Origin of the sequence: Flavobacterium selenitireducens, assembly GCF_014748335.1 — a bacterium.
Lineage (GTDB): Bacteria > Bacteroidota > Bacteroidia > Flavobacteriales > Flavobacteriaceae > Flavobacterium > Flavobacterium selenitireducens.
Window position 1 is genome coordinate 86,694 of the sequence record NZ_JAAVIY010000010.1, and the last position, 23,283, is coordinate 109,976.

Annotated in this window: 20 protein-coding genes; 5 read left to right on the forward strand and 15 right to left on the reverse strand. The window is 49.7% G+C overall.

The genetic code is table 11. From position 1 onward, the window contains the following. Positions 1 to 2: 2 nt before the first annotated feature. The 3 genes from HC229_RS13985 to HC229_RS13995 all read left to right on the forward strand — a co-directional run bounded on the left by HC229_RS13985 (position 3) and on the right by HC229_RS13995 (position 4,157). The gene (locus HC229_RS13985; protein ID WP_191021118.1) at positions 3 to 950 is read left to right on the forward strand and encodes a PorP/SprF family type IX secretion system membrane protein; all 948 of its coding nucleotides are present in this window, start codon (positions 3 to 5) and stop codon (positions 948 to 950) included. A gap of 5 nt (positions 951 to 955) precedes the next feature. Next, the gene (locus HC229_RS13990) at positions 956 to 2,836 is read left to right on the forward strand and encodes an OmpA family protein (RefSeq protein ID WP_191021119.1); all 1,881 of its coding nucleotides are present in this window, start codon (positions 956 to 958) and stop codon (positions 2,834 to 2,836) included. Positions 2,837 to 2,996: 160 nt separating this feature from the next. Then, on the forward strand, positions 2,997 to 4,157 hold the full coding sequence (locus HC229_RS13995; RefSeq protein ID WP_191021120.1) for a tetratricopeptide repeat protein: 1,161 nt from the start codon (positions 2,997 to 2,999) through the stop codon (positions 4,155 to 4,157). Here the strand turns inward: HC229_RS13995 and lysA are convergent. Together lysA and HC229_RS14005 are read right to left on the reverse strand one after the other, a co-directional pair. Further along, entirely contained in the window at positions 4,154 to 5,359 is a 1,206-nt protein-coding gene (gene lysA / locus HC229_RS14000; protein ID WP_191021121.1) for a diaminopimelate decarboxylase, read from the reverse strand. The two genes, HC229_RS13995 and lysA, sit on opposite strands and share 4 nt — an antisense overlap. 137 nt (positions 5,360 to 5,496) lie before the next feature. After that, positions 5,497 to 5,907: a hypothetical protein gene (locus HC229_RS14005; RefSeq protein WP_191021122.1), complete on the reverse strand. Its 411-nt coding sequence runs from the start codon at positions 5,905 to 5,907 to the stop codon at positions 5,497 to 5,499. Positions 5,908 to 6,383: 476 nt separating this feature from the next. Here HC229_RS14005 and sucC point away from each other — a divergent pair, with 476 nt between their 5' ends. Continuing rightward, the gene (gene sucC, locus HC229_RS14010; RefSeq protein WP_191021123.1) at positions 6,384 to 7,577 is read left to right on the forward strand and encodes an ADP-forming succinate--CoA ligase subunit beta; all 1,194 of its coding nucleotides are present in this window, start codon (positions 6,384 to 6,386) and stop codon (positions 7,575 to 7,577) included. 116 nt (positions 7,578 to 7,693) lie between these two features. Here sucC and HC229_RS14015 read toward each other — a convergent pair whose 3' ends face one another. The 5 genes from HC229_RS14015 to HC229_RS14035 form a co-directional block, all read right to left on the reverse strand. Then, positions 7,694 to 8,062, reverse strand: a complete 369-nt coding sequence (locus HC229_RS14015) for a nuclear transport factor 2 family protein (protein WP_191021124.1) — start codon at positions 8,060 to 8,062, stop codon at positions 7,694 to 7,696. Between the two features lie 267 nt (positions 8,063 to 8,329). Next, entirely contained in the window at positions 8,330 to 8,791 is a 462-nt protein-coding gene (locus HC229_RS14020; protein WP_191021125.1) for a VOC family protein, read from the reverse strand. 27 nt (positions 8,792 to 8,818) lie between these two features. Further along, complete coding sequence (locus HC229_RS14025) at positions 8,819 to 9,631, reverse strand: alpha/beta hydrolase (RefSeq protein WP_191021126.1); 813 nt, start codon at positions 9,629 to 9,631, stop codon at positions 8,819 to 8,821. A gap of 109 nt (positions 9,632 to 9,740) precedes the next feature. Beyond that, complete coding sequence (locus HC229_RS14030; protein ID WP_191021127.1) at positions 9,741 to 10,184, reverse strand: DUF1456 family protein; 444 nt, start codon at positions 10,182 to 10,184, stop codon at positions 9,741 to 9,743. A 141-nt stretch (positions 10,185 to 10,325) separates the two neighbouring features. Then, entirely contained in the window at positions 10,326 to 11,114 is a 789-nt protein-coding gene (locus tag HC229_RS14035; protein WP_191021128.1) for an alpha/beta hydrolase, read from the reverse strand. 22 nt (positions 11,115 to 11,136) lie between these two features. Here HC229_RS14035 and HC229_RS14040 point away from each other — a divergent pair, with 22 nt between their 5' ends. Continuing rightward, the gene (locus tag HC229_RS14040) at positions 11,137 to 11,568 is read left to right on the forward strand and encodes an excinuclease ABC subunit B (protein ID WP_223845621.1); all 432 of its coding nucleotides are present in this window, start codon (positions 11,137 to 11,139) and stop codon (positions 11,566 to 11,568) included. A 120-nt stretch (positions 11,569 to 11,688) separates the two neighbouring features. On the opposite strand, the gene HC229_RS16790 is transcribed toward HC229_RS14040, so the two are convergent. The 8 genes from HC229_RS16790 to HC229_RS14075 form a co-directional block, all read right to left on the reverse strand. Continuing rightward, positions 11,689 to 11,910 (reverse strand): FEKKY domain-containing protein, encoded by a 222-nt coding sequence (locus tag HC229_RS16790; protein WP_456298488.1) that lies wholly within the window; start codon positions 11,908 to 11,910, stop codon positions 11,689 to 11,691. Positions 11,911 to 12,041: 131 nt separating this feature from the next. After that, positions 12,042 to 14,033, reverse strand: a complete 1,992-nt coding sequence (gene uvrB, locus HC229_RS14045; protein ID WP_191021129.1) for an excinuclease ABC subunit UvrB — start codon at positions 14,031 to 14,033, stop codon at positions 12,042 to 12,044. Positions 14,034 to 14,085: 52 nt separating this feature from the next. Continuing rightward, a complete protein-coding gene (locus HC229_RS14050; RefSeq protein ID WP_191021130.1) occupies positions 14,086 to 14,667 on the reverse strand; it encodes an NUDIX domain-containing protein in 582 nt (193 codons plus the stop codon). Positions 14,668 to 14,746: 79 nt separating this feature from the next. Further along, complete coding sequence (locus HC229_RS14055; protein WP_191021131.1) at positions 14,747 to 15,409, reverse strand: thiamine diphosphokinase; 663 nt, start codon at positions 15,407 to 15,409, stop codon at positions 14,747 to 14,749. Between the two features lie 38 nt (positions 15,410 to 15,447). After that, entirely contained in the window at positions 15,448 to 17,322 is a 1,875-nt protein-coding gene (locus HC229_RS14060; RefSeq protein ID WP_191021132.1) for a T9SS type B sorting domain-containing protein, read from the reverse strand. Positions 17,323 to 17,482: 160 nt separating this feature from the next. Continuing rightward, complete coding sequence (locus HC229_RS14065; protein ID WP_191021133.1) at positions 17,483 to 18,295, reverse strand: DUF4249 domain-containing protein; 813 nt, start codon at positions 18,293 to 18,295, stop codon at positions 17,483 to 17,485. A 3-nt stretch (positions 18,296 to 18,298) separates the two neighbouring features. Then, positions 18,299 to 20,674, reverse strand: coding sequence for a TonB-dependent receptor (locus tag HC229_RS14070; protein ID WP_191021134.1), 2,376 nt, complete (start codon positions 20,672 to 20,674; stop codon positions 18,299 to 18,301). A gap of 97 nt (positions 20,675 to 20,771) precedes the next feature. Continuing rightward, positions 20,772 to 22,994, reverse strand: coding sequence for an NADP-dependent isocitrate dehydrogenase (locus HC229_RS14075; protein ID WP_191021135.1), 2,223 nt, complete (start codon positions 22,992 to 22,994; stop codon positions 20,772 to 20,774). Positions 22,995 to 23,283 lie beyond the last annotated feature (289 nt).

Consider the following 23,283-nt stretch of genomic DNA (forward strand, 5'->3'; position numbering starts at 1 on the left):
AAATGAGTCCAAGATTCAAACATATAATCCAAATCCTTATCGCATTTTGCGGAGCGGCCGGTTTTGCGCAACAAGATCCCCAGTTCACGCATTATATGTACAATATGAGCGTGATCAACCCGGCTTATGCGACCGACAATCCCGGGACGATAAGCCTTGGCGGATTATATCGCACGCAATGGGTCGGTGCGGTGGGAGCGCCAAAAACGGTAACGGCTTTCGTGCATGCGCCGATCGCGAGTAGGCTTGAGGCGGGAATTTCCGTTGTCAGCGACGAGATTGGGGACGTGGTCAAAGAAAACAATCTGTTTGCGGACATCGCCTATGTGATTCCGGTTTCGGAAAACAACAAATTGTCGTTTGGCGTAAAGGCCGGCGCGACGTTTTTCAACGCCAACTTCAACGGTTTCCAATATTCGGATACCGATCCCGATCCCGCTTTTGCGAACAACATAGACCGTGTTTTTCCGAATGTCGGAGTTGGAACGTATTTCTTCGGGGAAAATTATTACCTCGGATTGTCTGTCCCGAACTTATTGCGCACCAAGCACCTCGAACACCAGGACGCGATCAAGACGATAGGCGTTGAGGAAGTCCACTATTTTTTTACCGGTGGTTATGTTTTTACGCTGTCCGACGACTGGCGACTCAAGCCGGCCACGATGGTAAGAGCGGTCAAAGGCGCCCCGATGGCATTTGACGTCACGCTGAACACGTTGGCTTACAATCGCTTTGAATTGGGAGCAGGTTACCGCATTGGTGATTCGGTAAGCGGCCTTGTCGGATTTTACGCAACTCCGGATCTTCGCATCGGATACTCTTACGATTACACGCTGACGAACCTCGGCAATTTCAATTCCGGGACGCACGAGATATTTTTGTTGTGGGATATCAATCTCGACGACATTTTTGGAGGGAAAGGCTTCGATAAATCGCCTCGATTCTTTTAAAACCTATGAAGAAAATAGTTTTAGCCATATTGACTCTTTTGATAAGCACCGCTGCCGTCGCCCAAAAAGCCAACAAGCGCAAAGCCGACGCATTGTTCCAAAAGCGGTCGTATCTCAAGGCGGCCCAAATGTACGAGCAGCTTAAGCCTACCGTTGAAATCCTCCAAAACCTCGGTGATTGCTACTACAACAATTACATGATGAAGGACGCCACGCGCGCCTATGCCCAATTGTACCTGACCAAAAAAGAAACGGACAGTATCGATAAAGAATACCTGTTTAAATATTCCCACGCTTTGATGGGAATCGAAAGTTACCAGCGAGCCGATTCCGTGATGGCGGTTTACCTCGGTTTTCCTGTCGACACGCCAAAGTTCAAGGCGAACCTCCAGTTCAACGTCCCTTATGATTATGTGATCCAGCCGATGGCCAAGAACACCGGCAACGGCGATTTCGGATTGTCGTTCAACGGCGATAAGGTGGTGTTTGCGTCGTATCGGACAGCCCAGGGAAATTACACCTGGAATGAAAAACCGTATCTCGACCTGTTCGAGGCCGTCGTCGACGAAAACGAGCAACTCAAACGCGTGACGCCTTTTCCTAAGGAGATCAATTCCAAGACGCATGAGAGCTCGGCTACATTTTCTCCCGATGGACGTTTTATGTATTTCAACCGAACCGGCGACAAACAAGTGGAAGTGGGAGACGATAAATTTGCGACGCTTCGTTTGATGCGGGCCGAATTCGTCGAAGGAAAATGGACGAACGTGACCGATCTCCCAATCAACGACAATACGTTTTCGACCGAACATCCGGTGTTGTCCAAAGACGGCAGGCGATTGTATTTTTCGAGCGATCGTCCCGGAGGGGAAGGCTCGTTCGATATTTATTATTCGGAGGTAGCCGAAGATGGAACGCTCGGCCAGCCGCAAAATCTCGGAAACGTCATCAACAGCAAACACCGAGAACAATTTCCGTTTCTTTCGGAAGACGGAAAGGTGTTGTATTTCGCCTCGGACGGTCACCAGGGAATGGGCGGCCTCGATATCTTTTACAGCCGCAATTACGAAACCGGATGGGACAAACCCGTCAACCTCGGGGAAACCATCAATTCCAGCGCCGATGATTTTGCGTACGTCGTGAACGAAAAAACCGATAAGGGTTATCTTTCCTCAAACCGAAACAAAGGAACCGACAACCTTTACAGCTTCGTGAGGTTCGAGAACGAGGCCAGTTATATGGTCGAAGGCGAAGTGCGCGACAAGAATACCAAAAACCTGTTGCCGGGGACGACCGTCTCGTTGTTCGACGAAAACAACAATCTCGTCGGAACCATGGTCGTTGGTGAGAAGGCCGACTACGTGTTCAAGACGCAGCCCAATAAAAAGTATCGGATCGAGGCCGTCAAGGATTTCTACATTCCGCATAGCGAAGAATTCACGACGAACGAGGAAGGCAAGATGCGCTACACGATCGAGCTTTTCGTCGAGTGTTACGACGATGCCGAGGAAATCATCACGAGACGTGACGACGGAAAGGTGCAAATCCAGATGGAGAACATCTACTTCGACCTGAACAAATGGGAGATCAAGCCGGAAGCAGCGGGCGTGCTCAATACGTTGTACGATTTGCTCGTGAAATATCCGTCGATGGAAATCGAACTCGGAGCACACACCGATACGCGTGCGACGAATACCTATAATCTTGTCCTGGCCAACCGACGCGCGAATGCCGCCGTTGATTATCTGGCCAACAAAGGCATCGAACGCAAGCGCATGAAAGCCAAAGGATACGGAGAAGAACTGCCGCTGATCAAATGCGGGGACAATTGCACCGAACAGGAACACTCGATCAACCGCCGTTGCGAGTTCATTATTCTGAAATAAGAAAGTTGTTGTTAATTTATAGTAGTTTAAAGTGAAAGGCCGCCTGGGAAAGCGGCTTTTCTATTTTTGATGTTCGTTATTTGTCGAATTTTTTATGTTCCTCAGACGAACAAATTACCAACCAAACCGAACGGAACCAAGCCTTGCCGAAAAGTCATACATGAAAACAATCGATACAATTTATTTTTTCTTCGGATTGTGGATGTTGCGCAATCTCGTCGTCTTGCTGCATGAAATCGGGCATGCTGTTCCTACTTTGCTGTTGACGCGCCAAAAGACGACCATTTTTTTGGGCTCGTACGGCATTCCGACGAAAGGAGGACGGCGGTTTTCCATAGGTAAACTGGAAATTTGGTTTACGACCGATTTTCTGTGGAATACGGGCATGTGCAGTTCCGAGGCGACGGACATGAGCCGACGCGACCAGATCATCCAGACTTTGTGCGGGCCGCTGCTGCCGTTAGCGATCGCAACTGCGGTTTTCTTTACAGCCGGACGCTTTGCGATAAGCGGCGTGACATTGGGATTGCTGTTCTTATTTCTCGTGATCGCCGTAATTGATACGTGCTACAACTTGTTGCCTCGCGAAAGACCGGTTCGGCTCACGGACGGAACAACGACCTTCAACGACGGGAAACAGCTGCAGCAAGTTTTTCGCGAAAAAAAATTCCAAAAGATCTATCGGGACGGAATATCGGCTTTCGAAACAGGAGATTATGCGCGGGCATTGCATCTGTTCGGCATTTTGGTCAATGCTGACTATACAAACATTTCCGTTTTCAGGTTGCTTACGTACGCGGCCTTGGCGCTTAGACGTCATGAAAATGTGAAAAGTTGGGCCGAGAGAACGCTTGAATTCGACGAAGTGGAGGCAAACGATTATATCAACGCGGGCCTGGCACATTCCCGTCTGGAGGAAATGGAGCAAGCCATTGCGTATTACGACAAATCGTTGGAGCTTTTACCGGGAAATCCGACCAGCCTCAACAACAAAGGGTATTCGCTGGCCGAAATGGGTCGGTTCGAACAAGCCGAAGCGGTCTTGTCTCTTGCGATTGCCGCTGACGCCGACTATGCTTATCCACACAATAACCGGGCATACGTCAAAATCATGACCGGACGTTTTGAAAGCGCTTTGTCCGATCTCGAAAAATCGATGCGACTCGACGATTCCAATGCGTTCGTTTACCGAAATTTCGGGTTGTATTACTTGAAAAACGGGAATAAAACCGAAGCGCTGCGTTTTCTTGAGAAAGCCAGGTCGCTCAATCCGGAAACGGAACGCGTCGATTTATATCTGCAGGAAGCCAGCCAGTTTTAAATGGCCACTTCTACCTGGTTCCTGATCAAATCTTCGAACGTTTCGCGTTCCCGGATCAAGATGCCCTTGCCATCCATCCACAACACTTCCGCAGGTTTGAAGCGGGAGTTGTAGTTCGACGACATAGAAAAGCAATAAGCACCCGCGTTGCGGAAGGCCAAAACGTCTCCTTCGTGAATTTCGGAAATACGGCGGTTCGTGGCAAAGGTGTCGGTTTCGCAAATGTAGCCGACGACGGTGTAGAAGCGCTCTTTCGCTTTGGGATTTGAAATATTTTCGATCGCGTGCTGGCTACCGTAGAACATCGGCCGGATCAAGTGGTTGAAGCCGCTGTCGATTCCGGCGAAGACCGTTGAAGTCGTTTGTTTGACGACATTGACTTTTGCGAGGAAGTAACCCGCTTCGGACACAAGGAATTTCCCCGGTTCGAAAGCCAGCGCGAGCGGACGGCCGTATTCTTTTTTGAATTCGTTGAATCGCTTTGAAAGTTTTTTGCCGAATTCTTCTACATTGGTTTCGATATCGTCTTTTTTGTACGGCACCTTGAAACCGGATCCGAAATCGAGGAAGTCCAATTCCTTGAAATGGGTCGCGGCTTCGAACAGGATCTCGGCTGCGTAAAGAAAAACTTCCACATCGAGAATGTCCGATCCTGTGTGCATGTGGATGCCGTTGATGTGCATTCCCGTATTTTCGACAATGCGCAAAATATGGGGCATCTGATGGATCGAAATCCCGAATTTGCTGTCGATGTGCCCCACCGATATATTCGAATTGCCTCCAGCCATGACGTGCGGATTGATGCGGATGCAAACCGGAACCTTAGGATGTTTTGCCCCGAAATGCTCGAGAACGGAAAGGTTGTCGATGTTGATCTGAACGCCAAGCCGGGCTGCGATCTCAATCTCTTCAAACGAAACGCCGTTTGGCGTATAGATGATCTTATCTGCAGGGAAACCCGCGTGCAGGCCGAGTTCGACCTCCTGGATCGAAACCGTGTCGAGGCCGGAACCCAACTTTTTGAGCAACTTCAAAATCGTCACGTTCGACAAGGCTTTGACCGCATAATTAATGCGCAGGTCGTCTACCTTATTGAACGCGTCCGTCAGGCGTTTGTACTGTGCCTCGATTTTCGCGGCATCGTAAACGTAAAGCGGGCAACCGAACTGGTCGGCCAGAGAGAGAAGTTCTGTAGGTTTCATAAAGCGTTATTTTTCCGCGACCCGAGGTAAACGGGCCGGATTGGCGGCGCAATTTACCGAACAAACGGCGCAATGCCAAACCCGTGCGCATAAATGCGGATTTTCCAAATTCGGGAGCGTTTGTTGTGAATTCGTCACTACCGCTTCAACGTAATGTCAAATCCGTCTGCGGCTGCCTGCGAAAATTTTAGTGTGGTTCCGTTGAGCGTAATGCAGCCAAAATCTGTTTGGGCGATGGTCGCGCTTGTATTGCAGTTGCCGGGTTGGCCTGTCGTGACCATAGAAAAGTCATAAACGCCGGTCTCAAAAAAATCGTATTCGGATTCGGGTTGGCTGTTGACGACCGTAACCGTGCTGTCGCTGAGATCGAACGTCCAGGTTATGGCACCGGGTTCGAAGGTCTCGTTTGCGCCTCCGAAACCGCCTTGCACGTTGCGAAGTTTCCAGGTGCCTTCGAGCGTCGTGTTGTTGTCGCCTTCATCGTCGTTTTTGCAAGAATAGGAGAGTGCAAGCAGCAAGGCCAGTGAAAGCAATTGAAGTTTTTTCATGTCTTTATTATTTAGCGTGTTTAGGTCAGATGGCAAATCGTGGGACGGGTTGCGTTGCAGACGGATGTTTCTATCCACGAGACTTTTAGCCCGGATGCCGCGGTTAGCCTTTTGCAAAAAAAACGCTCGTTTTGCGCCTTTGCGGATGCGACCGAAGGAAGCGCTTCGCAATGGCCGCAAAAACAGTTTTTTTTAAAAAGCTAGAAGCAGGCAGCCGGATTGGCTACAGATAAGTTTAAAAGTCGCAAAAAAACCAACGTTTTACAAAGACCGTCTACGCCCAGCCGGATGGAGCCAACCTAAATGATGATCGCCAGCAAACACCAAACCACCGGAGGCGCGCCTCAAACCAACACCGGGGCTCAGCCGAACGCAGCGATGCTAAATGAACAACGGAACACGAACAAATGAACAAATGAACAAGCAACAATCAACAATTATCGCTATTTTTGCCTCACCTTACAAAATAACCTATTATGGACATACACGAATATCAGGGAAAAGAAATCCTGGCCAGCTATGGAGTCAAAGTTCAGCGCGGCCATGTAGCCAATAATCCTCAGGAGGCCGTTGCGGTCGCCAAGCAACTCACAGCCGAGACCGGAACGGGTTGGCACGTCATCAAAGCCCAGGTTCACGCCGGCGGACGTGGAAAAGGCGGTGGTGTAAAGTTGGCCAAAAACCTGCAACAGGTAGAGGAAATTGCAGAACAGATCATCGGGATGCAATTGATCACGCCTCAAACGCCGCCTGAAGGGAAAAAGGTAAACAAGGTTTTGATCGCTGAAGACGTGTATTATCCGGGAGAAAGCGAAACGTCCGAATTCTATATGTCGGTACTTTTGAACCGCGGAAAAGGACGCAACATGATCATGTATTCTACCGAGGGTGGCATGGACATCGAGGAAGTTGCCGAAAAAACGCCTCATTTGATCTTTACCGAAGAAGTCGACCCAAGCGTAGGACTTCAAGGTTTCCAGGCGAGACGCATTGCGTTCAACCTTGGCTTGTCAGGCAACGCGTTCAAGGAAATGGTGAGTTTCGTTACGGCATTGTACGCTGCTTACGTCGGTTCTGACGCCACGATGTTCGAGATCAACCCGGTTTTGAAGACATCCGACAATAAAATTATCGCCGTCGACGCGAAAGTAAACCTTGACGACAATGCGTTGTTCCGTCATCCGGTTTTCGCTGAAATGCGCGACATCCGCGAGGAAAATCCTATCGAAGTCGAAGCGAAAGCGGCCGGTTTGAACTATGTCGACCTTGACGGAACCGTCGGTTGTATGGTAAACGGTGCCGGTTTGGCCATGGCGACGATGGACTTGATCAAATATGCCGGATTCGAGCCTGCGAACTTTCTTGACGTTGGCGGAACGGCCGATGCCAAGCGTGTTGAGACTGCTTTCCGTATCATCCTGAAAGATCCGAACGTAAAGGCGATCCTAATTAATATTTTTGGTGGAATCGTGCGTTGCGACCGCGTTGCGCAAGGTGTGATCGATGCTTACAAGAACATGGGAGATTCTATTAAAGTGCCAATCATCGTTCGTTTGCAGGGAACCAATGCGGAGTTGGCTAAAGAAATGATCGATAACTCGGGAATGCCTATCCTTTCGGCAGTTTTGTTCCAGGAAGCGGCCGACCAGGTAAAAGCGGCTCTTGCCTAATTGAATATAAAGGATACGTCCGACATTATAGGAATCCCGGTCAAGCGACCGGGATTTTTTTGTTTTTCGGAAAGTGTTCCCGCACGTCCGACGTTTTTAAGAAAGATAGAATTTTCTCATATGATGACCGATGTTGCAGCGATCATTTGCCAATGACGGTTGAATTTCCACATACGCGTCGTACTGTAAAGTCCTGAAAATGGGATGCCCATAAATGTGCCCTCTCGTTTCTCGATCGCGGTAACGATTGCAACGCAGTTGAAAAAAGAAATGTTGCGTTCCAGTGTTTGCAGGTGGCTGATGCGGTACACTCCGGGACTGTTGATTGGGAGATTTTTCGCCCCGGAAAAGACTTCCCCGTGCGGATTCGTATATACCGCCTCCGGATGAAGCAAGTGACGCAATGTGTCAAGATCAGCGTCAACGAGTGCGTCGGAGAGACGGATGTCTGCGTCTTCAACGACTTCGAAATGCGTTTTATTCATAGATTTAGGGATTGAGTGTTACTTAAAGTTAGCAAGGATTTCCCAAATATTCGCATTTTGGACAATTTTTCGTCGAAATGCAACATCTTAACACTTGTTGTACGAAAACGTTATAGCTTAACGTTGTTAGCCTGAATATTCAATGTTACAGACTGAATGTTCCGAAAACTTAGTAAGCATTGATTGTCCCGGCGGAAACTGTTTTACAAAAAAAATCCCGGACGTATCCGGGAACTTGCTTTTGTTTATTTAACCTTTGGCACGACATCACGAATTCGGCATTTTGGAAGGATCGTCGTAATTGACCATCCAGCTGATGCCAAATTTGTCTACCCACATCCCGAAGTAAGCGCCCCAAAACGTATCGGCTAGAGGCATCGTTACCTGACCGCCAGCCGAGAGCCCGTTGAAAAAGGCAAGCGCCTGTTCGCGGTCGTTTGCATTCAGGGAAATGGCGACATTATTGCCTTCAGTGAATTCGAATCCCGGCATTGATCTGGTCGGAACGTCCGATCCCAACAAGAGGCTGCCATCGGCTGTTTCGAGTGACATGTGCATCACGCGGTGGACGTCCTCGGCGAGATTGTTCGCGGAGTATTCGTCCGTTTGCTTGGGCATGTCGCCATAGCGCCCGATATACGGAATTTTGCCGCCAAGCACGGAATGATAGAACTCAAAGGCTTCTTCGCATTTTCCGTCGAAATATAAGTAAGGGATAATTGATGCCATAACGAACTGGGATTGGGTTAGTTGGATTTAACTTTTCGGATGCAATATCCGTTTCATTTCCTCGAGCAGCAACGGATAAGCCGGATCGGCCATCATGTGGCCATAGCCGCCTATCTCCACAAGTCGCGTATCTTGGTGCCCGACGAGCTTCATCATACGCGCCATGTAAGCATTTTCTTCATACCGTCCCAGCATTTCGAGTTCGCGATCGCCTGTGATGAGCAACATAGGCGGGGCGTCGGCCCTTACGTGAAACAATGGAGCCATATCGTCGATCGTGGGTTGCTTTTCCTTAAATCCTTTTTCCTGTCGCGCGGTAAAGTGGGTGATCATCTGTCCGCTGAACGGAATGGCCCCGGCGATGCGGTTGGCGTCGATGCCGTGCTTGCCCAGCCATTTCTTATCGAGTACGGCCATTGAAGCCAAGTAAGCGCCGGCCGAATGTCCCGAAATAAAAATCTTTTTGTCGCTTCCGCCGTATTTTGAAATGTTTTGAAATGTCCAGGCAATGGCCGCAGCCGCGTCTTCTATGCAGTTTTCGGCCTTGACTTTCGGGCTCAATCGGTATCCGACGCCCAATATCGCATAGCCTTTGTCTTTCAACGCCTGTGGGATTTCTTTGTCGCCTCCGGTCAAACCGCCTCCGTGAAACCATACGATAACCGCAAAATCCTTTGTGTTTTTCGGATAATATAAATCCAAAACGCAGCGCTCTTTGGCGTAAGCGTCGGGAGCAGTGGCGTAATAGGCAATGTTTTTTTCGAGTGCGTATTCGGTCTTTTGGGCAAATGCCGTAACCGAAACGAAAAGTATCAACGCAAGTCGTGTAATGTAATTCATGATAGTGTGAATGCGCTAAGGACGCATCATCCAAATATAATCCAAAATAAGCAGAAGCAAAAAAGCGCCCGTATTGACGAAGGCGCTTTTTTCATTATTTCGATTACGATCATTTCTTTTTGATCGTATATTTCACTCTTTCCACCGGGCTAACTTCTTTTCTCTTTGGGGAAAAATTCTTACCTGGTTTTTTTGCAGATGCATCCTTTGAAACTGTTTTGTTCGGACTCACGCCCTTGGCCGGCGCCTTTCGGACGGCTTTGAACGAGGTTTCGGCTTTCGGTTGTTGCGGGGCTTTGTGTCCGGCAATTACTTCCATTGGGACTTTTGGATCATCTTTCGTGCCCCGCAAATGGATGACGAGTCCGTTAAGGAAGTTGCGCAACACCTGGTCGCCGCACGAAACGAACTTTTCGTGATCCTCGTTCCTGAAAAAGTTCCCGATCTCACCTTTTGAAATCCTGAAATCCACAAGTTCAAGGATTTCTACGATTTGATCGTCGCGCAGTTGAAGCGCTACACGTAGTTTTTTGAAAATATCGTTGTTGTTCATAGTATCAATTTTTGTGGCGTTCGGCGCTGGAAACGCATGGCCAAAGGTACGTTATTTTTTTCGGCCGCATCGGGCTGTCCGCTTTTAGTCCGCCGCGTTATGCTTCGACAGCCTCAACTGAATGCTCGATTCTCGCGCCTGTCAGTTTTTGACGAACAGCCATTCGTAAGCTCTCTGGAAGTTTTCCCTCCATAACTTTTCGTTGTGTTCGCCTCCATCGACGATCTTTTCTGTGGTTTCTGCGCCTTTTTCGACGACTTTCGATACCATCTTGAGCATGTCGCCCACCATTTTATCGTCTTCCCTGTTTCCACATAGAAAGTAAAACCGTTTTCCCTTCAGGCTTGAAACGCCATCGGTAAAATCATAAATTTTGTCCGAGAACCAAAACGAAGGCGAAAAGACGCCTGCCTTGCCAAATACTTTCGGGTATTTTAAAACAGCATAGAATGAAACCAGGCCGCCAAGTGAACTGCCCATGATCGCCGTATTTTGAACGTCTTTTTTCGTTCGGTAGCGCTTGTCGATTTCGGGTTTCAGCGTAGAGACGATAAAATCGAGATAAGCGTCGGCCTGACCGCCTTTGTATTTTTCGTGAGGAAACGGCGTGAGTTCGTCGAGGCGTTTGTCGTTGCCGTGCGCTATCCCCACGACGATGATCCTGGAGTCGAGCTTCTCCAATGATTCATCGACGTTCCATTCGCCTGCAAACGAGGTTTTGGCGTCGAAAAGATTTTGGGCATCGTGCATATATAACACGGGATACTTTTGCGTCGAGCGATCGTAATCGGCGGGCAACCATATCCATATTTTTTTTGTGACGCCCAATTGAGGCGACGGGATTTCGACTGTCGTAACCTGAGCGGACGCCGTCGTTTGGCCGGAAGCGAATATCGGAAACAAGAAAAAAAGCAAAAGTTGTAAACGCATGTTCGGGAAAATTTCGCCCAAAATGGGTATTTTAGCGCAAAGTACGATTTCGATGGACAAATACGAAGAAAAACTGGGACTGCTGATGGACATGATACAATTTTCGGTCGTCGACGGCAAGCTCGACGCAAGGGAATACCAATTGCTTTCGCTTATCGCCCAGGAATTGCGTATCGAAAAGCAGGCTTTTGACGATCTTTTCCACCAGGAACCAAGGCCTCATGTAATCAAATCGGAGGCCCAACGCATCCATCAGTTTTACCGGCTGGCGCTGCTCATGCATATCGACGGGGAAATTCACGAACGCGAGCAGGCGGCCATCAACCAGATTGCGATCGACATGGGTTTGAGCCCAAATGCGACCAAGCGAATTCTCGGCCTCATGAAGGAATCAGAATTTAAGATTCTCGATCCGAATTTGGTTTTTGAGATTTTTCGGGAACAGCATAATTAGTCGATTAGTCGATTAGCGATTAGCTAGCGAATTTAGCGAATTGATGAAGTGTCGAGATCGGGAATTTTGGGAGTGGCGAAAATCAGGATTTTTTCTTTGCCAGATATTCAGTGAGCCCGATTACTTCGGTGCGGATTTCGCTTCGCCAGCCGTTTCCGAACTTTTTTGAAGATGATCCAAAACGACACTGTTGTAGGCCGAGACGATTTTTTTATCGGGAACACGTCCGAAATCGTGGAATTTCACGCCATATCTTTTCTCAAACGCCTTTATGCGGCTGGGAATAGGCGATGGGAGCGAACCCGCCTTGCAGGTAAAGAAGCGCTTTTTTTGATGCGATATCTTCTAAGGCGGTTTTTCTCGCCTCTGCTGAATTCGTCGCGTTGCGGATCTGCCCGAAACTTATCGTCGAGACGAGCACAAATACCAGGCAAAGCAGTGTTTTTATATTGAGTTTTGATGTTTAGTGAGAATCATGCGAGGTTGTCCTGAAGTGTTTTGATTTCGTCCCTAAGCTTGGCGGCCTGCATGAAATCGAGTTCCTTCGCTGCCTTTTCCATGGCTTTGCGCAATTCCCGGATCTTTTTGTCGGCATCTGTCTTGGAGAGGTATTTCGGTTCGGGCTCCGATGCTTTCGCCGCCTGGTTAGCCACGTATTTCGTCGAAACCGAGTTCTTGGCCAGCGCGTTATCAAGACTCTTCTTGAGCGCTTTTGGTTCGAGGTTGTGCGCCCGGTTGTAATCCATTTGCTTTTCGCGACGGTAGTTGGTTTCGTCTATCGTGCGTTGCATGGAATTGGTGATGACGTCGGCATACATAATGGCCTTTCCGTTGACGTTTCGCGCCGCGCGACCCACCGTCTGCGTAAGCGATCGGTTGCTTCTCAGGAACCCTTCCTTGTCGGCATCGAGAATGGCTACGAGCGAAACTTCCGGCAAATCCAAACCTTCGCGCAACAGGTTTACGCCAATCAGTACGTCGAACAATCCCTTGCGCAAATCCTGCATGATCTCGACGCGTTCGAGTGTGTCTACCTCGGAATGGATATAACGGCAGCGAATGTTGACTTTCGTCAGATATTTTGTGAGCTCTTCCGCCATGCGCTTGGTCAGGGTCGTCACGAGCGTGCGTTCGTCCAGCTCGACGCGCTGCTGGATTTCTTCGATAAGGTCGTCGATCTGGTCCTTGCTCGGGCGCACCTCGATGACAGGGTCCAAAAGTCCAGTCGGGCGAATGATTTGTTCGACGTAAATCCCTTCTGATTTCTGCATTTCGTAATCGGCCGGTGTAGCCGAAACATAGACGACCTGATTCTGCAACGCCTCGAATTCGTCGAACTTAAGCGGTCGGTTGTCCATGGCGGCGGGCAATCGGAAACCATATTCGACCAAATTTTCCTTGCGCGAGCGGTCGCCTCCGTACATTGCAGAAACCTGTGAAATCGTGACATGGCTTTCGTCCACGACCATAAGGAAATCGCTCGGGAAATAATCGAGAAGGCAGAATGGCCGCGTACCCGGCAAACGCCGGTCGAGGTAGCGCGAATAATTTTCTATCCCGGAACAATAGCCGAGTTCGCGTATCATTTCGAGGTCGAAATTCGTGCGTTCCTCAAGTCGTTTGGCCTCGAGGTGTTTCCCGATCGACTTGAAATAATCGACCTGTTTGACCAAATCTTGTTGAATGTCCCAAATCGCGCTGTGCAACACGTCGGGCGAAGTCACGAACATATTGGCCGGATAGATGTTCAGACGCGAATATTTCTCCAACACTTTCGACGTCTTGGCATCGAACGCTTCGATTTCCTCGATCTCATCCCCGAAAAAGTGGATGCGGAACGGTTCGTCCCCATAGCTCGGAAACACTTCTACCGTATCTCCTTTGATGCGGAACGTGCCCGGCGTGAAATCGGCTTCGGTGCGCGCATAAAGACTTTGGACGAGGCGGTGCAGCAATTTTGTCCTTGAAATCGCCTCGCCTCTGGCTATCGAAATGACGTTCTTTTGGAATTCGACCGGATTCCCGATTCCGTAAAGGCACGAAACCGAGGACACCACGATGATGTCGCGGCGGCCGGAGAGCAAAGCAGATGTCGTGCTGAGCCGCATCTTTTCCAACTCTTCGTTGATCGCCAGGTCTTTTTCGATATAGGTTCCCGTGACCGGGATAAATGCCTCGGGTTGGTAATAATCGTAATATGAAACGAAATATTCGACTGCGTTGTTCGGGAAGAACTGCTTGAATTCGGAGTACAATTGGGCGGCCAGCGTCTTGTTGTGTGCCAGCACCAAAGTCGGGCGTTCGACTCTTTCGATGACGTTGGCCATAGTGAAAGTCTTACCGGAACCGGTAACGCCCAAAAGGGTTTGGTAACGCTCGCCGTTATTGACGCCCTGAGCCAGTTTTTCAATGGCTTGCGGTTGATCGCCCGTGGGCTTGTAATCGGAAACTACCTGAAATTTCATAGCATAAAAGTAAGGGAAAATAGCAATCGGGCGTGCTTAAATTAACAGATGCTTATCCCAAAAGCCGGTTAATCTGAGCGTATTGCAACAACATGATCGTCTTGGCGTCCGTGATTTCGGAATCCTTTACCATCTGGAGCGCCTTTTCAAACGGCATCTCGAGCACCTGGATGTTTTCATTTTCAGATGCCAGTCCGCCGCCTTGGCTGAGCTTCATTTCCTTCGTATATTCCGCCACATAACAATGCAGGATTTCGGTCACGGCTCCGGGCGACATATAAGCGGAAAACGCTTTTTCGACCTTTTCGATATGGTAGCCTGTTTCCTCTATCGCCTCGCGTATTACCGTGCCGGCGGGATCGTCTTCTTCGACGAGTCCGGCGCAAGCCTCGATCATCATTCCCGTCGGATTGCCGTTGAGATAGGTCGGAAGCCGGAATTGTGCGATCAACACCACGTTGCCATAGTCCTTGTTGTACAAAAGCACCGCAGCGCCGTTGCCACGGTCGTAAACTTCGCGTTGGTGCCGCTCGGTCATTTCGCCATCGGCATATTCGTAAGTGAACTTGTGGAGTAAATAATGGTTATCCGAAAGCAATGTTTTGTCAACGATGCGGATGTCGGGTTTTCGCATGAGAAAGGTTTCTTCCAAAAGTAATCCATAACCGACAAAGCGCCAACTGCAAAGCTCAGAAGGAAACGTTAATTTACCGTCAATCGAAACATTCCATCATCAAAAGATCGCCGGTCTTGTATGAGATCGTGACGGTTCCGTCTTTTTTTGCGCTGTTGCTGTTGCCTACGCGATAACCGATTTGGAGCGTGTCGTCGTCAAGCTCGTATTCGAGGTTTTCGGACGAGATGCCCGTGACCGTTCCCACGGGAATCAACGAAATCACCGTGCCCGCCGTATACCATTTCTGGAATCGTTCCGGAAGCCTGTAAATCTTGGAATTATCGTCAAGCACCACGATCTTGAGTTCGTTTTTATGGCGGACGATATTGGTCATGTTGGCGATGCTGTGATCGGCCCGACGTCCAGTGGCCCAAACCACGTTTGCCGCCGGTATTCCGCGGTCTACGAGATAATCGAAGGCTTTCTCGAGATCGGTTTTGTCCTGGTCGGGCGTGTAAACGATTTCTATCGGATATTGATAATTGTCGTGAATGACGGGATCAAAGCCTCGGTCGAAATCGCCGAGCAAAACGTCGACTTTGATGCCCAACGGCGCCACGCGGTCCATAGCCGAATCCAGCACAATGACCAAAGGCGACCATTCAAGAAGCTGGTTCAGCAATTCCATGGAGCAGGCTTCCCCGTTTGCAATGATCAATGCGGGTTCCTGGTCGTCGCGTACAATGTGGTGTGATGACATATTGGTCGTGGCCGAAATTAGTTCGCGAAATTACGGATTTATCGCTTAAGCGAAAAGTGGCCGCGTACTTCCTTGCCCGAATCAAATGTCCCGCGGAACCAATAATCCGTAGCTGGAGCCGGCTTGCCGTTGAGCGTACCGTCCCAGAAAGTATCGGCAGGCGTGAGCATTTTGATGAATTTTCCGTAACGGTCGAAGATCGCTACCTTGGACGCCATTGTCAATTCGATGCCGCGGATCGTAAAAACGTCGTTGTAACCGTCGCCATTCGGAGTAAAATAGGCGGGAGGAAGCACCAATAGGAAATTTTCGGAATCGCCTCCACAATCGTAAATGTCGCGCACATAGACCGTAATCATCCCGCCTTCGACATTTTCAAAGACATTGGACTGCTGCCAGAAAAATCCGTCGAGCGAATATTCAAAACTGCCCGTGTACGTTGTCGTTACCGTTACCGTCGAGCCTTGGTTGGAAACGCTTGCGATCTCGGGCGCGCGATGTACGATCACGCCAAAGTCGCGTGTCGCGCTGCAGCCGTTGGCCGATGTGACCGTCAGAGTGTAAATCCCGGCGTTGGTCACCGAAATGGATGGTGTCGTCGCGCCTCCCGGTTGCCAGTTGTAGCTTATCGCCGGAATGCCCGCTCTCAGGACGGCCGCGCTACCATCGCAGATTTCGATGATAGGTTCGGGTGTCGCCGGGAATTGAGGAGCCGGATAGAGCGTCAAGGTGGCAGGCGTCCTGGACGGGCTTTTGCACGGGCCGTTGACGGCTTCGGCATAGTAGGTTCCTGCCACGTCGGTTTGGTAGTTTACGCTGTTCGCAACGAGAAGATTGCCTCCGCTCGCCGCATCGTACCAATTGACGGTCGTTCCCGCCGGAACCGTAACCGACAAAATAGGTATGGACACATCATTGGCACACGCCGCGATGTTGGTAGGGTTCGTAGGATTCGCAGGTTGGGGAAGCACAAAGAAATGGAAGCTGTCCGACAACGTATAACAATACGGGTTGTTCATATTGGCGATGTCTTCGGCAATCTTGACCCGAAAATATTGGGAAGTCGTCATTGGAGGCGTCATGTAGCCAGCGGTTGTCTCACCGGGAATGTCCGTGTACGTCGTCCCGTCAAAACTGGATTGCCATTGAAAAACGTGAGGGTTCGATCCTGAAATGTTAAGCTGGAGGTTTAGTTGGGCAGGAAGCTCGTTGTTGCAAGCCTCCACGACGGCACTCGCGCCCGAGGTAACCGAGGCCACATCGCCGCAAGAACGAAACGCTATGTCGTCAATCGCAAGATCGTTCCCGCATCCGCCAGCACCGTTGTTGAGCATTTTGAGCACAACGGAGGTCTGGCCCGGCAAAACGGTGAACGTCATGCCATATTGGACCCAGTCCGCGTTTGCCGAACCCGGAATGTCTCCCGTGTCGCCTTCCTTAAGTAGCTGTGTCTCGGTCTGATCCCAAATCTGGAACCTGACGTTGATGGGGATTCCGGTACCGCCGCAGGCATTGCTCGACGGATTGTAGGCGTTTATGAGCCAGGCTGAAAATTCAAAAGTGGTATTTACGCAAAGGCCGTTGACTTCGCGACGGTAAAATTCGCCGGCCGTGAAACTGGCATTGACGATGAGCGCCTTGCCGTTCGTGTCTCCTGGCGTGCGATCCTGACGGCTTACCCAGTTGCCGTTCATCCCCGTCGTATTGCTCAGCGTATATTGCCCGTCATCGGGGACGCCTGAGACAAATGCGTAGGATGTCGTCCCGGCCGGAAGGGCAGGGCCAAAGCCAGTTCCCGTGCCGAAATCTTCGGTAAACACAGGATCGCCTTTGCTTCCCAAACAAAATCCGAGTTGGGCGTAAGCATCGGCGACAAGCAATAAGAGAAGCGCAATGAAAACGGTTGGTTTCAAAGACGGTGATTTTTAGAGTCTCGCAAGGTACTTTTTTTTGCGTCCGATACCAATCGCAATCTCCTCAAAACAGCGTGTTTTGTACGATTTTTACGAATTTATTTGCGAAACTGTAATTATGACAGTTTTCTCCGGCAGTTTTAACGCAATCGACGAAAATCTATTCGATCACTACCTGTCGGCGGTCCACTTCGGCCAACCGGAAATAGCCCAACGCATAATTGGATTCTTCAGCCTGGTTGACGATGTTTCCGCGAACCGTTGCCGGAGACGTTCCGAAAGGCCCGCCGCCTCCGGCTACCGAAAGCAGTTTTTCCATGTATTCGAAATAGCGTTTGGTGATGCCGTAAAGTCGGATGTCAATCACATCGCCCGCTTCGAGATCCTCGTGGCTGAAAATGCCGAACGATAGGTTGCCGTTGGAGAATTCGTCCGATGAAGGGCTGAAATCCGGATACGGAACCACCGGGGCGTCTTCGCGTTCGAGGTAATAATTCTCGCTATTGGGATCGTCCTGGTAATAGTAGCGGAGCTCAATGTCCTCGCCGAGGAAACCGCCGTCATTCGTCTGTACGATGTCAGTGATGCCAGGTACGCCGACCAGGTTTTCCTGGGCCGTATACGTCTGCCCTTGATGGATGACGGTAAGCGTATACGAAAGGCCGATTTCCGGTATGAAATTGTCGCAAATGTAGTTGCCCGTTCCAATCGATTCCACAAAGTCAAAGACCTGTCCGTTGGCATCAGTGACGAACACGGTGGCTCCCGTCACGGGCGGCACATTCGGGTCGTAATAAGCCGTTGTCGTGGTAAGGCGTATGGTTTGCTGGCTGCCGTCGGTTCCTTTTGTCCAATCGATCCCGGCGTCGATGACGAGCCTTGGTTTCTGGGTACTGAGATCGACCTCCACGACTTCCTCACATCCGTAAAACAGAATGGATAACAGTATAAAAAGTGCGCTTATTTTTTTCATGGCCTAGAATTTAAAATTGTACGTAACGCTCGGGATCATCCCGAAAATAGAGAGGCGGACCGCTTCGTTCTGACCCGTATCCTCGTTCTGCCTAAAAGAGATCGACGCGGAATTCATGCGATTATACAAATTGTAAACGCTGAATACCCACTCGCTCTGCCAACCTTTCTTCTTTTCGGGTTTCGGAACGTAGGTAGCCGAAATATCCAAATGATGATAGGCCGGAAGACGGTTCTCGTTTCTCAGGCCGTAGCTAGGGATCTTGATGCCCTGATATTCGTAATAGCCGTTCGGATACGTTACCGGCTGGCCAGACTGGAGTGCAAAATTGGCTCCGAATGTCCATTTTGTGGTCAGGTCATACGACGCCGTCACGGCAAGATTGTGCAGTTTGTCATAACCGGTTTTATACCATTGGCCATTGTTGATTCCCGGCTCGGAAGCGTCGCGTCCCGGCGTTTGCTGTTCGGAGCGCGACAAGGTGTAGGAAATCCAGCCGTTGAGCCTGCCACTGTTCTTGCGCACGAGCAGTTCAAGCCCGTATGCGCGCGCTTTTCCGGGAAGCACGACCTGTTCGATGGCTTCGTTGGCGATGAGGTCCGCTCCGTCGATATAGTCGACACGGTTTTTCATGGTCTTGTAGAACACTTCCGCCTCGAGCGAGTAAGCGTCGTTTTTGAAATTCCGGAAATAGCCCAGCGCATATTGGTCGAGCAACTGTGGTTTCAGGTAATCGTCGCTTGGCGCCCAGACGTCGAGAGGCGTAGGCGAAGACGTGTTCGAGATCAGGTGGAGGTATTGCGCCATCCTGTTGTAACTCGCTTTTACCGATTGGTCATCGTTGATCTGGAAAGCAACCGAGGCGCGAGGTTCAAGATTGTTGAAATCGGCTATGGTTTCGCCTCGCCCGTAACTGCGCGTGCCTATCGGATCTGCTTTTTCGTAAATTTTAAGCATGTTGTCGAATATGACCGGGCGGTTGTCGGCATAAACGTTCAGGGTTTGGGAACCCATTCGGTAAAACATGCTGTAACGCAGGCCGTAATTCACGGTGATCCGGTCGGTCAAGGTTTGCTCTGCTTCGAGATAAAGTGCGGGTTCGACGGCATATTTTTGCTCCAGCTTGCGCGGATTTATCGGAGAATTTGAACCCGAAGGCATGATTTCGCCGGGATTGAAGTCGTAGTAAATTGCGTTCAATCCGTAAAAGAGCTTGAAATCGTTGTTGAGGTAATGCTTGAAATCGTATTTCAGATTGAAATTCTTAATTCCGGAATCCCATTTGAACCCGATGTAGTCAAGTTGCAAACCATAATAATAATCGCTGTAGATCATCGAAAGATTCGTGAACAGCTTGTCGGAAAATAAATGATTCCAACGCAAATTCAGTACGGAATTCCCATAGGTATTCTCAAAATTTTCGTTGATGCGGAAGTTGTCGCGACCGAAATATCCGGAAAGGAACAATTTGTTGTTGTCGTTCAGCGAATAACTGAGCTTGGTATTGAGGTCGTAGAAATAAGCCGAGTTTTCGTTGTCGGTCAACTTCAGGAAAAGATGAGCGTAAGAAGCGCGTCCGGCAACCAGAAACGAGCCTTTTTCTTTCACGATAGGACCTTCGGCGAGCAACCGGCTCGATATGACGCCGATTCCGCCGCTGGCATGGAATTCTCTATTGTTTCCTTCCTTTTGGTAAATGTCGAGAACGGAGGAAACGCGTCCGCCGAAACGGGCCGGAATACCGCCTTTGTATAACTTGAGGTCTTTGATGACATCCGAATTGAACACCGAGAAAAATCCGAAAAGATGGGACGAATTGTAAACCGTCGCTTCGTCGAGTAGTATGAGGTTCTGGTCAGCAGCCCCGCCGCGAACGTTGAAACCGGATGCACCTTCTCCCGCGTTGGTCACACCGGGAAGTTGTAAAATCGATTTCAGGACGTCCACTTCGCCCATGACCACAGGCATTTTCTTTATTTCGGCCACGGTAAGCTTGTTGACGCTCATTTCGGGCTTTCGAATATTTGCCCGTGGCGTATTGGCCTCGACGATAACTTCGGTCAACTCTTGGCTAGAGGCCGCCATCGTTACGTTTTTGCGGACGTTTCGATCGAGGACGACGGTTTCTGTAAAATCCGAAAAACCGTAATAACTGATTTTTAGCGTGTAAGTGCCGGCGGGAAGCGTGACGGAGTAAAAACCGTATTCATTGGTGACCAAACCTCTGTTGGTCTCGACGATGAATACGCTTGCGCCGATGAGCGTCTCGTTCGTGTTTTGGTCGGAAATGGTTCCCGAGATCGTAAATTGCTGGGCGCTGAGGTCATGGCAGACCGCAAGAAATAACCCGAGAATCCACAGTGTGAATTGTCGTTTCATAATTGATTGATGATTGATTGGCTGCAAACCTACTGATTTTGACGTATTGAAAACGTTAAGAAAAAATTAAGGCTGCCCGAAGACAGCCTTTTGTGGATTATTGGATTGACGCCAGTGCATCGTTGAACGTTTGACTCGGTCGCATCGCCTTGGCCGTCAGTTCGGCATCTGGCTTGTAATAGCCGCCGATTTGCTGAGGTTTGCCCTGGGCGCTGATAAGTTCCGCATTGATCCTGGATTCGTCTTCGGTCAAACGTTTTGCCACGGGCTCAAAAATTTTCTTGAGATCGGCATCTTTGTTTTGAGCGGCTAACGCCTGGGCCCAATACAACGCCAGGTAAAAGTGAGAGCCGCGGTTGTCGATTTCGCCTACTTTTCTTGCAGGTGATTTGTCGTTTTCGAGGAATTTTTCATTCGCGCTGTCCAAAGCTTCAGATAACACCAGCGCCTTTGCATTGTTTTGCGTCTGGCCCAAGTGCTCGAGGGAAACGCCCAAGGCGAGAAATTCACCCAGCGAATCCCAACGGAGATAACCTTCTTCCAAAAATTGTTCGACGTGTTTTGGGGCAGAACCGCCGGCTCCGGTTTCGAAGAGGCCGCCTCCGTTCATCAACGGAACGATGGAAAGCATTTTTGCCGAAGTTCCGAGCTCGAGGATAGGGAAGAGGTCCGTCAGGTAATCGCGAAGGACGTTTCCGGTCACCGAGATCGTGTCCTGTCCCTTGCGTATCCTGTCAAGCGAAAATTTGGTCGCGGCGACCGGGTCCAGAATCTGGATGTCGAGGCCGTCCGTGTCGAAATCCTGAAGGTATTCGTTTACTTTTTTGATGATTTCGCGATCGTGGGCCCGTTTGTCGTCCAGCCAGAAAATCGCAGGCGTGTCAGACAACCTAGCGCGGTTTACGGCGAGTTTCACCCAATCCTTGATTGGGGCATCTTTGGTTTGGCACATACGGAAGATGTCGCCTTTTTGGACATTTTGCTCGAAATAAACCTCGCCATTGGCGTTGATTACTTTTATCGTCCCGTCTGCTTCAGCCTGGAATGTTTTATCGTGGGAGCCATATTCTTCGGCTTTTTGCGCCATGAGCCCGACGTTTGGAACAGAACCCATCGTTTTCGGGTCGAACGCACCATTTTTCTTGCAATCGTCTATTGTCGCGACGTAAACTCCGGCGTAACAACGGTCCGGGATAATGGCTTTGGTATCTTGTTGTTTGCCTGCCTTGTCCCACATTTGTCCGGAGGTACGGATCATGGCCGGCATAGAAGCGTCGACGATGACGTCCGATGGAACGTGGAGGTTTGTAATGCCCTTTTCGGAATTGACCATGGCGATCGCCGGGCCGTTCTCGATGGCTTGGCTCAGGGCCGCTTCGACTTCGGCTTGTTCGGGTTGCCCGGAGATTTTAGCGTAGACATCGCCGAGCCCGTTTTTGGTATCGATACCAAGTTTGGCGAAAAGAGATTCGTATTTGGCGAAAACGTCTTTGAAGAAGACTTCGACTATGGCTCCGAAAATAATAGGATCGGAAACTTTCATCATCGTGGCTTTCAAGTGGACAGAAAACAGCACATTTTTCGATTTCGCATCTTCAATTTCCTTAGCGACAAAATCTTTCAAGGCAGAGAGGCTCAGTACGGATGAATCGATGATTTCGCCGGCGCTGAGTTTGGCGGCGGCTTTGAGTTCTTTTTCTGACCCGTCGTTTCCGAAGAATCGGATCGCAAACGTATCGGCCTGGCCTACCGTTACCGATTTTTCACTCGCATAGAAATCACCTGATTCCATGCTGGCCACATGGGTTTTGGAATCTTGCGACCAGGCGCCCATCGAATGTGGATGGCTTTTGGCGTAATTCTTTACCGCTCTTGGCGCGCGACGGTCTGAGTTGCCTTCGCGAAGTACAGGATTTACAGCCGATCCCAACACTTTTGCGTATTTGGCCTTGATGGCTTTCTCGTCTTCTGTTTTTGGATCTTCGGGATAATCGGGTAGGGCGTATCCCTTCGATTGAAGTTCCTTTATCACTTCTTTCAATTGTGGAACCGAAGCGGAGATGTTGGGCAATTTTATGATGTTGGCTTCGGGAGTCGTGGCGAGTTGTCCGAGTTCGGAGAGGTCATCGCTGATGCGTTGGTCTTCTTTGAGATAATCGGATAGGTTGGAGATGATCCTGCCGGCTAATGAAATGTCGCGTGTTTCTACCGAAATCCCTGCCGGGGCCGTAAAGGCTTTGACAATGGGAAGCAGAGAATGTGTCGCGAGCATTGGGGCCTCGTCCGTGATGGTGTAGAGGATTTTTGCTTTATCTGACATTATTGGAATTTTATTTCGCGGCGTTCCATATTGTTTGGCTGCGCCTCGGTTGTTGGTTTGTAAATCCGGCCTGAAATGGCACAGCTACAAATATAGCGAAATGGGTGTGTTCGGAACGATATTTTAAAAGGCGAAAACGATGTATTTTGGAAATTCGGAAAATGTTCACGAGTTTTTTCGTGATTTCGTAAAACGGCGATTTTATATTGTGGAATCGGTAGTAAGTGATTTGGGGATGCGTTAGGGATGGAAGTGGAAATCCTTTAGGTTCGGGGCGGCGCGAAGCGCC

Coding starts and splice junctions, on each gene's coding strand:
- HC229_RS14070 (WP_191021134.1), bottom strand. CDS start 20,674: ATGAAACGACAATTCACACTGTGGATTCTCGGGTTATTTCTTGCGGTC.
- uvrB (WP_191021129.1), bottom strand. CDS start 14,033: ATGAAATTTCAGGTAGTTTCCGATTACAAGCCCACGGGCGATCAACCG.
- HC229_RS13990 (WP_191021119.1), top strand. CDS start 956: ATGAAGAAAATAGTTTTAGCCATATTGACTCTTTTGATAAGCACCGCT.
- HC229_RS14015 (WP_191021124.1), bottom strand. CDS start 8,062: ATGAATAAAACGCATTTCGAAGTCGTTGAAGACGCAGACATCCGTCTC.
- HC229_RS14040 (WP_223845621.1), top strand. CDS start 11,137: ATGGGTATTTTAGCGCAAAGTACGATTTCGATGGACAAATACGAAGAA.
- HC229_RS14035 (WP_191021128.1), bottom strand. CDS start 11,114: ATGCGTTTACAACTTTTGCTTTTTTTCTTGTTTCCGATATTCGCTTCC.
- sucC (WP_191021123.1), top strand. CDS start 6,384: ATGGACATACACGAATATCAGGGAAAAGAAATCCTGGCCAGCTATGGA.
- HC229_RS14030 (WP_191021127.1), bottom strand. CDS start 10,184: ATGAACAACAACGATATTTTCAAAAAACTACGTGTAGCGCTTCAACTG.
- HC229_RS14025 (WP_191021126.1), bottom strand. CDS start 9,631: ATGAATTACATTACACGACTTGCGTTGATACTTTTCGTTTCGGTTACG.
- HC229_RS14020 (WP_191021125.1), bottom strand. CDS start 8,791: ATGGCATCAATTATCCCTTACTTATATTTCGACGGAAAATGCGAAGAA.
- HC229_RS14065 (WP_191021133.1), bottom strand. CDS start 18,295: ATGAAAAAAATAAGCGCACTTTTTATACTGTTATCCATTCTGTTTTAC.
- HC229_RS14050 (WP_191021130.1), bottom strand. CDS start 14,667: ATGCGAAAACCCGACATCCGCATCGTTGACAAAACATTGCTTTCGGAT.
- HC229_RS14075 (WP_191021135.1), bottom strand. CDS start 22,994: ATGTCAGATAAAGCAAAAATCCTCTACACCATCACGGACGAGGCCCCA.
- HC229_RS14005 (WP_191021122.1), bottom strand. CDS start 5,907: ATGAAAAAACTTCAATTGCTTTCACTGGCCTTGCTGCTTGCACTCTCC.
- lysA (WP_191021121.1), bottom strand. CDS start 5,359: ATGAAACCTACAGAACTTCTCTCTCTGGCCGACCAGTTCGGTTGCCCG.
- HC229_RS13995 (WP_191021120.1), top strand. CDS start 2,997: ATGAAAACAATCGATACAATTTATTTTTTCTTCGGATTGTGGATGTTG.
- HC229_RS13985 (WP_191021118.1), top strand. CDS start 3: ATGAGTCCAAGATTCAAACATATAATCCAAATCCTTATCGCATTTTGC.
- HC229_RS14055 (WP_191021131.1), bottom strand. CDS start 15,409: ATGTCATCACACCACATTGTACGCGACGACCAGGAACCCGCATTGATC.